Raw genomic sequence first — 13,369 nt, 5'->3', positions numbered from 1 at the left:
TTCTAACGCCGCACGGCGCTGAGGTGGCACTCGGGATAGGCGTGGTTCTGGTCAGGGCAGACGATGACCCGCCATGTCTCGGCGAACCCGGCCTCGTCCAGTGCCTGGGCCAACGTCGAGGGGTTCCATCGCCAGGCCCGGGCCACCGCATGCGGGAACTCCTCCACGTCCTGCCCGGACTCCAGCAGTCCGTGGAACACCAGGAGCACCTGGCAGCCGGGCTCCGTGTGCGCGGCCCAGGACTGCAGGACCGCGGGAACCTGGTCGGGCGGGACGTGGATCAGGCTGAACCGGGCCAGGATCCCGCTGACAGGACCGGTGGCGCGCACCACCGGGTCTGCGGCGGGAAAGCGGGCGTCGCCGGCGATCCAGGTGCGCTGAGGATAGCGCTTGCGCGCGATCTCCAGCATCCGGGCCGAGGGATCCACGCCGATGGTGGTGAAGCCGCGGAATGCCAGTTCCACGGTGACGTGGCCGGTGCCGCACCCCAGGTCCAGGATGGTCCCGCCTCGGGGCAGCGCGTCGGCGAAGGCATCCACGGAGTGCCGGTCCAACGGCCGCTGCCACGGGCCCGGGAAGGTCCGGTCGTACAGTTCCGCCAGGGCGTCGTAGCCGGGTTGGCCGGGCCAGGGCTCCATCGTCACCTCAGGTGTCGATACGGTCGAGGTCGAGGGCGCCGGCACCGGAGATGATGAAGTCCTTGCGCGGTGCCACGTTGGAGCCCATCAACAGGTCGAAGACGTGTTCTGCCCGTTGCAACGCCTCCTCCGCCTCGGGGATGGTCACCCGGCGAAGCATCCGCACGCGCGGGTCCATGGTGGTGTCCGCCAGCTGGTCCGCGTCCATCTCCCCCAGGCCCTTGTACCGCTGGATCGGTTCCTTGTAGTTCTTGCCGTCCTTCTCGAGACGGGCCAGCAGGCCGTGCAGCTCCTTCTCCGAGTAGGTGTAGACCACCTCGTTGGCCTTGCTGCCGGAGTGGATGACCTCCACCCGGTGCAGGGGCGGCACTGCGGCGAACACGCGGCCCTGTTCGACCATGGGGCGCATATAGCGAAAGAACAGGGTGAGCAGCAGGGTGCGGATGTGAGCGCCGTCCACGTCCGCATCGGTCATCAGGATGACCTTGCCGTACCGCGCGGAGGACAGGTCGAAGCTGCGACCGGCACCACCGCCGACCACCTGGATCAGGGCGGCGCACTCGGCGTTCGAGAGCATGTCCCCCACGGAGGCCTTCTGCACGTTGAGGATCTTGCCGCGGATCGGGAACAGAGCCTGGAAATCCGAGGAGCGGGCCAGCTTGGCCGTGCCGAGGGCGGAGTCGCCCTCCACGATGAACAGCTCCGAGGACGCCACGTCCGTGGTCCGGCAATCGGCCAGCTTGGCCGGCATGGTGGAGGTCTCCAGGGCGTTCTTGCGCCGCTGGTTCTCCTTGTGAGTCCGGGCGGAGATGCGGGACTTCATCTCCGAGACGACCTTCTCCAACAGCACCGAGACCTGGTTCTTCTCGTGCTTCTTCGTCGACTTCAAGATCGCGCCGAGCTGCTGTTCGACCACCTTGGCCACGATCTGGCGCACAGCCGGGGTGCCGAGGACCGCCTTGGTCTGTCCCTCGAACTGCGGTTCGGCCAGGCGGACGGTCAGCACCGCCGTCATCCCGGCCAGCACGTCGTCCTTCTCGATCTTGTCGTTGCCGGCCTTGAGCTTGCGGGCATTGGCCTCCACCACCTTGCGGACGGTCTTCAGCAGCGCCTGCTCGAAGCCCGACTGGTGGGTGCCGCCCTTGGGAGTGGAGATGATGTTGACGAACGAGCGCAGGTGGGTGTCGTAGCCGACGTCCCAGCGCAGGGCGATGTCCACCTCGCACTGGCGCTCCACATCCTGCATGGCCGACCGGCCGTCCTCGCCCAGCACGGGGACGCGCTCGGAGAACGTGCCAGTACCCTGCAGCCGCCACACATCCGTGATGGGACTGACGGAGGAGAGGTGGTCCACGAACTCGGAGATGCCGCCGTCGTAGTGGAAGACCTCCTCATGGGGTCCCATCTCCCCCGGGGTGCCCGGCATCCGTCGCTCGTCCCGCAGCGTGATCTTCAGCCCGGGGATGAGATACGCGGTCTGCCGGGCCCGCTGCTGCAGGTCCTCATAGGAGAACTTCGCGTCCGGGGTGAAGATCTGTTCATCCGCCCAGTACCGCACCTTGGTGCCGGTCTGCCCACGCTTGGCCTTGCCCACGATCTCCATGGGCGAGTGGTCGGCCGAGGGGGTGAACGGCGCATCCGGCCGGGCGGTGGCCCCGGTGTCCACGAACTGACCTGGCTCGCCCCGGTGGAAGGAGAGCTGGTGGATCTTGCCGCCGCGGAACACCTGGACGTCCAGGCGGGAGGAGAGGGCGTTGACCACGGAGGCGCCCACCCCGTGCAGCCCCCCCGAGGCACCATAGGAGCCACCCCCGAACTTGCCGCCGGCGTGCAGCTTGGTGAAGACCACCTCGACGCCGGACAGGCCGGTCCGCGGCTCGATGTCCACCGGGATGCCTCGGCCGTTGTCCTCGACCTCGACAGACCCGCCCGCGTGCAGGGTCACCGCGATGGACTGGCCGTAGCCCCCCAGCGCCTCATCGACCGAGTTGTCGATGATCTCCCAGAGGCAGTGCATCAGACCGCGGGAGTCCGTGGAGCCGATGTACATGCCGGGCCTCTTGCGGACGGCCTCGAGGCCTTCCAGCACGGAGAGGTGCCGGGCGTTGTACTCACTGCTGCGGGACATGCGTTTCCCTTACTTCCCTGATGACTGCTGGCGCCCCTCGCCGGTTCACGAAGGGGTAGATGATCGTCCTTCAGGTTATCGGCACGGGGCGCCGTTCGGCGGGAACCCGGCGGGGACCGCGCCACATCGGCTGGACTCAAGCCCTGACGGGGTCCCGGCGGGCGCCGACGACAGCGGCACCTCGGGCTCGGGAGACGCAGCGCAGGTGCGGGCGGAGTACCACCGGGTACGCAATCAGCGAAAACCGGCCCTCCCCGCTCGCGCCTGCGGCCAAAAGTGCGAGGATGATGGTTCCGTAGGTGTACGCAGTACCCTTCAAGTACCGATCCCCCCGGTCCCTGCGGACCGGCCCGAGGGGAATAGGGGCACCACATGAGGAGGCCAACATGACCACCACCGCCACGACGATTGAACCGCCGGTCCTGACCGGTGCCGACCGTTGCGACCGTTGCGGAGCCCAGGCCTACGTCCGCGCTGTCCTGCACAGCGGCGGCGAACTGCTGTTCTGCGGGCACCACGCCCGCGCAGTGGAAGAGACCCTCCGCCCGCAGACCACCCTGTGGCAGGACGAGACGAACAAGCTGCACGAGAAGCAGCCCGTGGACGCAGACTGAGGCTCTTCCCCCTCGGATCGCCACGCGCCCGGCACCGCCTCAGACCCGGCACTGACGCAGCCGATCCACGAGGTTCCGGAGCAACGGCATCCGTGATCGACGAAGGCCCGGCACCTGATGGTGCCGGGCCTTCGTGCTGCGGTGGAGTGTCCCGTGGCCGCCGCTCCTCACCTTCTGGTCCGGAGCGGCCGGTTCGGGACGGTCAGGCTCAGTCCAGGTAGTCGCGCAGCACCTGGGAGCGCGAGGGGTGGCGCAGCTTCGACATGGTCTTGGACTCTATCTGGCGGATACGCTCGCGGGTGACCCCGTAGACCTTGCCGATCTCATCCAGCGTCTTCGGCTGTCCGTCCGTCAGGCCGTAGCGCATGGCCACCACACCCGCTTCGCGCTCGGCGAGGGTGTCCAGGACCGAGTGCAGCTGCTCCTGCAGGAGCGTGAAGCTCACAGCATCCGCGGGCACCACGGCCTCAGAGTCCTCGATCAGGTCGCCGAACTCGGAGTCGCCGTCCTCACCCAGGGGGGTGTGCAGGGAGATGGGCTCGCGGCCGTACTTCTGGACCTCGACGACCTTCTCCGGGGTCATGTCCAGTTCCTTGGCCAGTTCCTCCGGGGTGGGCTCCCGGCCCAGGTCCTGGAGCATCTGACGCTGCACGCGGGCGAGCTTGTTGATGACCTCGACCATGTGGACCGGGATGCGGATGGTGCGGGCCTGGTCCGCCATGGCACGGGTGATGGCCTGACGGATCCACCACGTGGCGTAGGTGGAGAACTTGAAGCCCTTGGTGTAGTCGAACTTCTCCACGGCGCGGATCAGGCCGAGGTTGCCCTCCTGGATGAGGTCCAGGAACAGCATGCCGCGTCCGGTGTAGCGCTTCGCCAGGGAGACGACCAGGCGCAGGTTGGCCTCCAGCAGGTGGTTCTTCGCGCGACGACCGTCGGCGATGACCAGTTCCATGTCCCGCCGGAACCGCGCCTCCGTGGGGGGCTCGTCCTTCATCTTGTGTTCGGCGTACAGACCGGCCTCGATACGCAGGGCCAGATCGACTTCCTGTTCCGCGTTGAGCAGAGCGACCTTGCCGATCTGCTTGAGGTAGTCCTTGACCGGATCAGCCGTGGCGCCGGCGGACACGACCTGCTGGACCGGGGCGTCGTCCTCCGCATCGGAGACGACGAATCCACCGCGGGTCCTCGTCTCCTCGGCCTCGGCCGAGGCCGCCGGCGTCTCCGTGGCCTCATCGGTCTCAGCCTCGGAGTCGGTGGCGTCCACGGTCTCCTCGGAGGGCTTCGCGGCCGCAGCCTTGGCCCGTCCGGACTTCGCGGCGGCCTTGGCCGCCGTGGTCTTCGTGGCACTCGACTTCGGGGCGGACGTCCGGGCGGTGGCCTTGGCCGCCCCCTGGTCCTCCGCAACGGCGTCCTCGACGGCCGTGCTGCCCTGCGTCTCGGTCTTCTTGGAAGAAGTAGTCACTCAATACCTTTCGTACGGGCATCCCGGAGGGCCCCTAACGGTCAACACCACTATGACCCTGTCAAATCCGCTGGAACTGCACCCGGAGGCCCCGGGATGACGATCCCGTTCTTCCGGACCCGCGGACGCAGGGTCTTCATGTGGTCAACGACCCCCATGGCACTTTTGTTCCCGTCCCTCTCCGATGGTCCCGGATCCCGAGGTGTTGTCGGGGAATCGGCGGGTGGAGGGATGTCAACAGGAGCCGGGGTCGGCCCCGCCGATTATGCCACGGCCAGCACCGGGCCGACGCATCAGCGGCTCCCGCGCGCCGCCCCAGACCGTTCGAGCGGCCCCGCGTACGGGGTATCAGCCCGTCCTGCGGGCCGTGGCCGACCAGGCGGTCTCCCGCCGGGCGGCCCAGCCGGACAGCATCCCCCGGTCCACGATCTCCCCCAGCAGTTGGCCCAGCGGATAGTCCGGGTCCTCGTGCCGGCATTCGAGCAGGATCCTGCCGGCGGCCGAACCACGGCCCCGCGCCCATTCCACCCAGGCCGCCAGACACCGCAGTGCCGACGCCACCGGGCCGGCGGCCTCCGGCAGCAGCCCCGAGCAGGCGTTCTGGAGGTGGGCGACGCGCTCCCAGTCCGGCGCCCGCCGGCTGGCTGCGAGGATGACGGAGGAATAGAGCACCCCGTTGACCTCGCGAGGCTCGGCCCCGAAGGCCAACGACGCCTCCGCCGGCAGGGTGCCGATCCAGGCGGCACCGGACAGGGCGCGTTCCAGGGTGAAGCATGCGGCGGCGAGGAGACAGTCTCGCCGCTCGACCAGGAGCAGACCTGCCATGAGGGCGGCCCGCTCGGTCGGCTGGTCCGGGAGTTCCTCGCCCGCCAGGACCCGTTCCCAGGCCTCGAGCCAGGACACCAGCTCGTCGGGGCCGTCGGCCTCGTCCTCGGCGCCGAGCCAGCCGCTGCTCTCCACGATGTTCCGCAGTGCCCAGGTGAGCTCCTCGGAGAAGTCCTCCGCGGCGGGCGGCAGCCCACTGCCCACCGGCTCCGCTTCCACCACGGATCCCTCCACGATCAGGGAGGTGTTGACGACGCTGGTCTCGGCCCAGGACGCCAGGGAGCCATGGCCGGAGCACGATCCGGGGTCGGGACAGTCCACGTGCCAGAGGCGGCCCCCGGCCATCAGCCAGAGCTCCATCAGGGGCAGCCCGACCTCACTGAGTTCGCGTTCCAGTGCGGCGGCGAGCAGGCGATCCGACTCGCTGGTCGGATCCTCGGCACGGCCGGATCCGTTCCCACGGTCGCCGTCACGCCCGCTCCCACGGCTGCTCGCTCCCCCGCCCTCGCTCGCCGCACCCTCGTCGACCTCCCGGTCGGCCTCATCCCGGAAGAGCACGGCCACGCAGCCGTTCGCCCGCAGGTCACGGGCCAGATGGCCGGCGAACTGGCGGGCGTAGGCAGTGTGGTCCGCCCAGGTCCTCACCGTGCCGGGGTCCCAGTCACACCGCAGGACGGCGCCGAGGCTGCGGCCGGTCATGCTGATGGCCGCCAGGCTGTGGCGGGGCGGAAAACCCAGGGTGTGCTGGATGTAGCTGACCAGATCGGCCACTCCGGCGGCCTTGACCGGGGCGGGGATCGAGGCGGGCAGGCCGGGACGGACGCGATCGTCGGGGAGGTCTGTGTGCATGGCCTCCACGCTTCCGTCTGCCTGCCGGACACGGAACCGCCCACACCCCCGACTGTGGGGCTGTGGGCGGTCTCGGCCGGCTGTGGAGTAGCGGTCTAGTCCCGGGGGCGACTGTCCGGCGCCTCCGCCGGACCGTCCTCGGAACCGTCCGGGGCGGCAGGATCCTCCGAGCCATCGGGGCCCGCCTCGGCGCCCCCGTCCTCGGGACGCTCGCCCCCGCCGGCGTCCAGCGCATGGCGTGGCTGGCTCTGCAGGTACTCCTCGACGGCCGCGCCCAGCTCCTCGGCATCGGGGACCTGCTCGTCCGGACCCACCAACAGGGAGCGGCCGGCCCCCGGCGAGTTCTGGTCGAAGTTCTTCTCCAGGCCCTCCACCATGGCGGTGACCTCACGGGAGGAGCCGGTCTGGCGGTCGAGCTCGCGGTCCACCTCGCGGCCCCGTTCGCGCAACTCCTCGGTGGGCAGCATGAGACCCAGGGCGGCCCCCACGTACTCCAGCGCGGCGACGGCGGCCTGCGGGTAGGCGGCATCGTTGAGGTAGTGCGGGACGTGGAGGGTGTAGCCGGTGGTTCCGCGGTTGTTCTCGTCCAGCCGCAGCTCCAGCAGCTGACCGACGCCGGACACCATGCGTGCCTGGGGGCTCCATGTGGACAGGCCCGCCACCAACTCGTCACGATTCCCGTGAGCCGTCACGCCGAGGGGCCGGGTATGCGGAACGGGCATGGGCACGGCATCGATCAGGGCGACGAGCTTGACGTCCAGCTTCTCCACCAGGAACAGCACCGAGGAGACGAAACGCTCCCACTGGTAGTCCGGTTCAGGCCCGGAGAGCAGCAGGAACGGCCGCCCCAGGGCGTCGGAGACCAGGTGCAGTTGCAGCCGAGGGGTCTGGTAATCGCGGAAGCGCTCGCCGTCAAAGGTGATCTGTGGACGGCGTGAGCGGTAGTCGACCAGCTGGTCCGCGTCGAAGCTGGCCAGCAGCTTGTGGTCCAACGAGTCGAAGACGGTGTCCCGTACCTGCTCGGAGAGGTGACCGGCGTCCATGTGCCCGCCGAAGACGGCCAGCATGCCCAGGCCGCGCAGCGCTGTGGCACCGTCGAAGCCACCGGCCAACAGGTCGCGGCCGGCTGGCTCGAGCGAAAACAGCGTGGTGGGATCCTGCATGGTGCGTCCTTCCGGTGCCTCGGGTCAGGGGGCGGTACATCGGGCCGGACCGGCCAGCTGCTCCGGCCCCTGGTGGTGATACCAACGTACTGTGGCCTGCGCGTATTCCGTGGCTAGGATCGAGGCAGACCGGAACCACCGCCCATGCTCATTGCCATCGAGGGGAATCACCCACGTGATCAACGATTTCAGCCCTGTCCTCACCGCCATCGGACCCAAGCTGTCCCAGAACAGCAAGCATGCCGCCTCGGCCCTGGTCGTCGGCGTCTGCTCCACCGACAACGGGCCGGTGCTGTTGCCGAACCCGCTTCCCGACGCCGGCGCGCGCGCCCTGGCGGATTCGCTGGAGGCGCTCGGCGTCACGGGTGCCGCCGACGAGGTCGTGCGGATCCCGGGGCTGGACCCGCTGCCGTTCCCCCTGCTGGTGCTGACCGGCGTCGGCCGGATCACCGGAGAGCCGGGTGCGGGGGTGTCCACCGAGGCGGTGCGCCGAGCCTCCGGGGCCGCCGTCCGCCAACTCTCGGGCACCCCCTCCGTGGCCCTGGGCCTCCCGGCCGAGACCCCCGAGCTGCTGGGCGCGGTCGCCGAGGGAGCCGCCCTGGCCGCTTACTCGTTCACCGCCTTCCGCTCGGCCGAGGCCCGGGCGAAGGGGAAGAACCCGGTGGAGCGCGCCGCCGTCGTGACGTCGCTGAAGCCGAAGGTGACCGGACCGGTGCTGCAGCGCGCCGCCGTCGTGGCCCGCGCGGTCCGTGCGACCCGCGACCTGGTCAACACGCCCCCGTCCCACCTGTTCCCGGCGTCCTTCGCCGAGGAGGTCACCGAGGCCGTGCGGCGGCTGCCGGTCAAGGTCACGGTGTGGGATGAGAAGAAGCTGGAGAAGGACGGGTTCGGCGGCATCCTCAACGTCGGCAAGGGTTCCACGCGGCCTCCGCGGCTGGTCAAGCTCGAGTACACGCCGTCGGCGGCCGGCCGGAACTCCCCGCACATCGCTTTCGTCGGCAAGGGCATCACCTTCGATTCCGGCGGCCTGTCCCTGAAGCCGCCGACGTCGATGACCACGATGAAGTCGGACATGGCCGGCGCAGCGACCGTCGCGTCCGTGGTCGCGGCGGCGGCCGAACTCGAGCTGCCCGTCAAGGTCACCGGTTGGCTGTGCATGGCCGAGAACATGCCCTCCGCCACCGCCCAGCGCCCCTCCGACGTCATCACGATGTACGGCGGCAAGACCGTCGAGGTCATGAACACCGACGCCGAGGGACGCCTGGTGATGGCCGACGGGCTGGTGGCCGCGACCGATGAGACGCCGGACGCGGTGATCGACATCGCGACCCTCACCGGCGCGCAGATGATCGCCCTCGGCAACCGCACCACCGGCGTGATGGGCTCGGAGGGCCTGCGCAGCGAACTCGTGGCCGCCGCCGACGCCAGCGGGGAGACCGCCTGGGCCATGCCGATCCCCGAGGACCAGCGGGCGTCGCTGGACTCCAGGGTGGCGGACCTGTCCAATGTGGGCGACCGCTTCGGCGGAATGATGACGGCCGCGGCCTTCCTGCGGGAGTTCGTCGACGCCGGCCGCACCCCCGAGGCAGCCCAGGCCGAGCCCACACCCTGGGCCCACCTGGACATCGCCGGCCCGTCCTTCAACGATTCCGGTGCCTACGGCTACACGCCCAAGGACGCCACCGGCGTCATGGTCCGGACCTTGGTGGCCTACCTCGAACGACGTGCCGGTCTGCCGCGCGGGAAGTAGAAGGCAGTGGTCCCGTGCGGCTAAGGTAAAACCGAGGCATCACAGCTACGATCCCGACGGGATCATCACCCCAACCCCGAAGGGTGCCGGAGACTCTGGCACCTGATTGTGAGGAGCACCATCGTGGCCGAAGAGGCAACCGCCCAGGAATTCGACGTACTCATCCTCGGCGGTGGCTCCGCCGGCTACGCCGCCGCACTGCGGTCCGTCCAGTACGGGATGACCGTGGGGCTGATCGAGAAGGCCAAGCTGGGCGGCACCTGCCTGCACTGGGGCTGCATCCCGACGAAGGCGTACCTGCATGCCGCCGAGCTGGCCGACGACGCCCGCAACTCCGCCAAGTACGGCGTCCACACGACCCTCGACTCCGTTGACATGGCCGGGGTGAAGTCCTACAAGGACGGCATCGTCGCCGGCAAGTACAAGGGCCTCACCGGGCTGCTGAAGATGCGCAAGGTCCAGGTCATCGAGGGCGAGGGCAAGCTCGTCTCCCAGAACCAGATCGAGGTCGGAGGGACCCGCTACACCGGCAAGAACATCATCCTGGCGTCCGGCTCCGAGGCCAAGACCTTCGGCTTGCCCATCGGCGGCAAGATCATGACCTCCACCGAGGCCCTGGAGCTCGACTACACCCCGAAGTCCGCCATCATCCTCGGGGGCGGCGTCATCGGTTCCGAATTCGCCTCCGCCTGGAACTCGTTCGGCGTGGACGTCACCATCGTCGAGGGCCTGGACCACCTCGTCCCGAACGAGGATCCGGAGATCATCAAGATCCTGGAGCGCGAGTTCAAGAAGAAGGGCATCAAGTCCAACCTGGGCACCTTCTTCGAGAAGGTCGAGGAGACCGGCGACGGCGTCAAGGTCACCCTGGCCGACGGCAAGGAATTCACCGCCGAGGTCTGCCTCGTCGCCGTGGGCCGCGGCCCAGTCACCCAGGGACTGGGTTATGAGGAACAGGGCATCCCGCTGGACCGGGGCTTCGTCATCACCAATGAGCGCCTGCACACCGGGGTGGGCAACATCTACGCCATCGGTGACATCGTCCCGGGCGTCCAGTTGGCACACCGCGGCTACCAGCAGGGTCACTTCGTGGCCGAGGAGATCGCCGGCAACAACCCGATCATCGTCGAGGACGTGAACATCCCCAAGGTGACCTTCACCGAGCCGGAGATCATGTCCGTCGGCTACTCCGAGTCCAAGGCCAAGGAGAAGTTCGGTGAGTCCAACGTGGAGACCACCACCTACAACCTGGCCGGCAACGGCAAGTCCTCCATCCTGGGCACCGGGGGCATCATCAAGATGGTCCGCCAGAAGAACGGGCCGATCGTCGGCGTCCACGGCATCGGAAAGCGCATCAGCGAACAGATCGGTGAATCCCAGTTGATCGTCAACTGGGAGGCCTACCCGGAGGACGTGGCCGCCTTCGTCCACGCACACCCGACCCAGAACGAGTCCCTCGGCGAAGCCGCGATGGCCTTGAACGGCCACCCGCTGCACGGCTGACAGCACCGAAGAACAGCAACCGGCCGGTCCCGCCACGGGGCCGGCCACCAACCATCGTCACGCCGGCGGGCAGCCGGCACGCACTTGAGGAGAAACGGGACGACATGTCTGAAACCGTGAACCTGCCGGCCCTTGGTGAATCCGTCACCGAAGGCACCGTCACTCGCTGGCTGAAGGAGGTCGGCGACGAGGTCGCCGTCGACGAGCCCTTGGTGGAAGTCTCCACCGACAAGGTGGACACCGAGATCCCGTCCCCCGTGGCCGGCATTCTCGAGGAGATCCTCGTCCAGGAGGACGAGACCGTGGAGGTCGACGCCCCGCTGGCACGCATCGGCTCGGGCTCCGGCGCCGGTTCATCCGACGACGCCCCGGCGGCCGCAGAGGCCGACGCCGAGGAGTCCTCCGAGGCGCCCGCAGAGGAACCCGCCGAGGCCCCGGCCAACGATGAGGCCGGGGACAGCAGCACTGAGGGACAGGAACTGTCCTCCGAGCAGGTCGCCGCCGAGGACGCCGAGGAACAGGGCTCGGGCGAGTCGACCGAGGTCACCCTGCCCGCCCTGGGCGAGTCCGTCACCGAGGGCACCGTCACGCGCTGGCTGAAGGAGATCGGCGACGACGTCGAGGTCGACGAGCCCCTGCTGGAGGTCTCCACCGACAAGGTGGACACCGAGATTCCCTCCCCCGTGGCCGGCAAGCTGCAGGAGATCAAGGTCCAGGAAGACGAGACCGTCGAGGTCGGCGCCGTCCTGGCCCTCGTCGGCTCCGGTTCCGGCGGCGGCTCAGCCGCCGAGGACAAGCCGGCGGAACCCGCAGAGGAGCAGGCCGACACGTCGGAAGAGAAGACCGAGGCTCAGTCCGAGGACATCTCTGAGGAAACGTCCGAGAAGGAGAGCGCAGACCAGGCACAGCAGCAGGCCGAGTCCGCTCCGGCCCCTGAGCAGAAGCAGGAGCAGGAGCAGGCAGCACCCTCCGCTCCCGCTTCCACGCCCGCCCCCTCCGCCCCGGCCTCGGCCCCGGGTGAGGGGTATGTGACGCCGCTCGTGCGCCGGTTGGCCCAGCAGAACGACGTCGACCTGTCCACCGTGGTAGGCACCGGTGTCGGTGGCCGTATCCGCAAGCAGGATGTCCTGGTGGCCGCGGAGGCGGCCAAGGCCAAGCAGACCGGCTCCGCTCCGGCCCCGGCCGCCCAGCCAACCCCTTCCGCGGCAGCCTCGGCTCCGGCCCCCGCTGCCGCCAGCACCGTGGACCCGGCCAAGCGCGGCACCACCGAGAAGGCCCCGCGCATCCGGCAGACCATCGCCAAGCGCATGCGGGAATCTCTGGACGTCTCGGCGCAGCTGACGCAGGTCCACGAGATCGACATGACCCGCATCGTCGCCCTGCGCGGCAAGGCCAAGGTCGGTTTCCAGCAGAAGAACGGCGTGAAGCTCACCTACCTGCCCTTCATCACCCAGGCCACGGCCGAGGCACTGAAGCAGCACCCGAAGCTGAATGCCGAGTTCAACGTGGAGACCTCGGAGATCACGTACCACGACTCCGAGGACATCGCGATCGCTGTGGACACGGACAAGGGCCTGTTCGTCCCCGTGATCAAGGACACCGGCTCGCTAAACCTGTCCGGGATCGCCGGGAAGATCGCCGATCTGGCCGATCGGACCCGGAACAACAAGATCTCCCCGGACGAGCTCAGTGGCGGGACCTTCTCCATCACCAACTTCGGCTCGGTGGGGGCGCTGTTCGACACCCCGATCATCAACCAGCCCAACGTGGCGATCCTGGGTGTGGGCACCATCGTCAAGCGGCCCATGGTCATCACCGATCCGGATGGCAACGACACCATCTCCATCCGCCACATGATGTACCTGAGCCTGACGTACGACCACCGCCTGGTGGACGGTGCCGACGCCGGACGCTTCCTGCAGACCGTCAAGGCCCGTCTCGAAGCAGGCGAGTTCGCCCACGAGCTGGGGCTCTAGCCTGTGGAGGTCGTGACCGCTCTCTTCGTCGCCATCCACATCATCTCCGCCGCCGCGATCGTCGGCGGGTGGCTGGCCCACTTCAAGAACCCCACCATCACGAAGTCGCAGTGGTGGGGATCCTGGGGCATGATCGTCTCCGGTCTGTTGCTGGCCGGACTGGCCGAGATGGGTGACGGACCGGTGAACCACGCCAAGATCGGCGTCAAGCTGGCCGTCGGCCTGGCGGTCTTCATCACGGCTCTGCTGGGCCGGCGCAAGGAGAACCAGGGCGAGCCGGTGCCGACCGGACTGGCCCACGCCACGGGCGGCCTCGGATTGATCAACATCCTGATCGCCGTGCTGTGGCAGGACTTCTCCTGACCCACGCCACACACCGCTGACGGCGGCTGACCGGTTCTCCGGTCGGCCGCCGTCTCTGTCTCTGCAGGTCCGGCAGCCTCGGCGCCCGGGCGTTC

At 68.8% G+C, this 13,369-nt stretch carries 10 protein-coding genes; 5 read left to right on the top strand and 5 right to left on the bottom strand.

Annotation, left to right across the window (positions count from 1 at the left end; translation table 11 throughout):
- Window positions 1–2: 2 nt before the first annotated feature.
- Together AB0333_RS03015 and AB0333_RS03010 are read right to left on the bottom strand one after the other, a co-directional pair.
- Window positions 3–638 carry a class I SAM-dependent methyltransferase gene (locus AB0333_RS03015; RefSeq protein WP_366217555.1) on the bottom strand — a complete coding sequence of 212 codons (636 nt, stop codon included), beginning with the start codon at window positions 636–638 and terminating at the stop codon, window positions 3–5.
- 7 nt (window positions 639–645) lie between these two features.
- Window positions 646–2,766, bottom strand: coding sequence for a DNA topoisomerase IV subunit B (locus AB0333_RS03010; protein ID WP_366217285.1), 2,121 nt, complete (start codon window positions 2,764–2,766; stop codon window positions 646–648).
- A 386-nt stretch (window positions 2,767–3,152) separates the two neighbouring features.
- Here AB0333_RS03010 and AB0333_RS03005 point away from each other — a divergent pair, with 386 nt between their 5' ends.
- The gene (locus tag AB0333_RS03005; protein WP_159551305.1) at window positions 3,153–3,380 is read left to right on the top strand and encodes a hypothetical protein; all 228 of its coding nucleotides are present in this window, start codon (window positions 3,153–3,155) and stop codon (window positions 3,378–3,380) included.
- Between the two features lie 208 nt (window positions 3,381–3,588).
- On the opposite strand, the gene AB0333_RS03000 is transcribed toward AB0333_RS03005, so the two are convergent.
- From AB0333_RS03000 to AB0333_RS02990, 3 genes are all read right to left on the bottom strand, one after another.
- Entirely contained in the window at window positions 3,589–4,845 is a 1,257-nt protein-coding gene (locus AB0333_RS03000; protein ID WP_366217284.1) for an RNA polymerase sigma factor, read from the bottom strand.
- A 348-nt stretch (window positions 4,846–5,193) separates the two neighbouring features.
- Entirely contained in the window at window positions 5,194–6,519 is a 1,326-nt protein-coding gene (locus AB0333_RS02995) for a DUF4192 family protein (RefSeq protein ID WP_366217283.1), read from the bottom strand.
- 95 nt (window positions 6,520–6,614) lie between these two features.
- Window positions 6,615–7,682: a PAC2 family protein gene (locus AB0333_RS02990; protein ID WP_366217282.1), complete on the bottom strand. Its 1,068-nt coding sequence runs from the start codon at window positions 7,680–7,682 to the stop codon at window positions 6,615–6,617.
- Between the two features lie 208 nt (window positions 7,683–7,890).
- Between AB0333_RS02990 and AB0333_RS02985 the strand changes: the two genes are divergently transcribed.
- The 4 genes from AB0333_RS02985 (at window position 7,891) to AB0333_RS02970 (ending at window position 13,274) form a co-directional block, all read left to right on the top strand.
- Window positions 7,891–9,432: a leucyl aminopeptidase gene (locus AB0333_RS02985; protein WP_366217554.1), complete on the top strand. Its 1,542-nt coding sequence runs from the start codon at window positions 7,891–7,893 to the stop codon at window positions 9,430–9,432.
- Window positions 9,433–9,555: 123 nt separating this feature from the next.
- Window positions 9,556–10,935: a dihydrolipoyl dehydrogenase gene (lpdA, locus tag AB0333_RS02980; protein ID WP_366217281.1), complete on the top strand. Its 1,380-nt coding sequence runs from the start codon at window positions 9,556–9,558 to the stop codon at window positions 10,933–10,935.
- Window positions 10,936–11,039: 104 nt separating this feature from the next.
- Window positions 11,040–12,911, top strand: coding sequence for a 2-oxoglutarate dehydrogenase, E2 component, dihydrolipoamide succinyltransferase (sucB, locus tag AB0333_RS02975; RefSeq protein ID WP_366217280.1), 1,872 nt, complete (start codon window positions 11,040–11,042; stop codon window positions 12,909–12,911).
- Between the two features lie 12 nt (window positions 12,912–12,923).
- Complete coding sequence (locus AB0333_RS02970) at window positions 12,924–13,274, top strand: hypothetical protein (RefSeq protein WP_366217279.1); 351 nt, start codon at window positions 12,924–12,926, stop codon at window positions 13,272–13,274.
- The last annotated feature ends 95 nt before the right edge of the window (window positions 13,275–13,369 follow it).

Source organism: Citricoccus sp. NPDC079358, assembly GCF_040702545.1.
Taxonomy (GTDB): Bacteria; Actinomycetota; Actinomycetes; order Actinomycetales; family Micrococcaceae; genus Citricoccus.
This window is presented reverse-complemented; position numbering and strand designations above follow the sequence as displayed.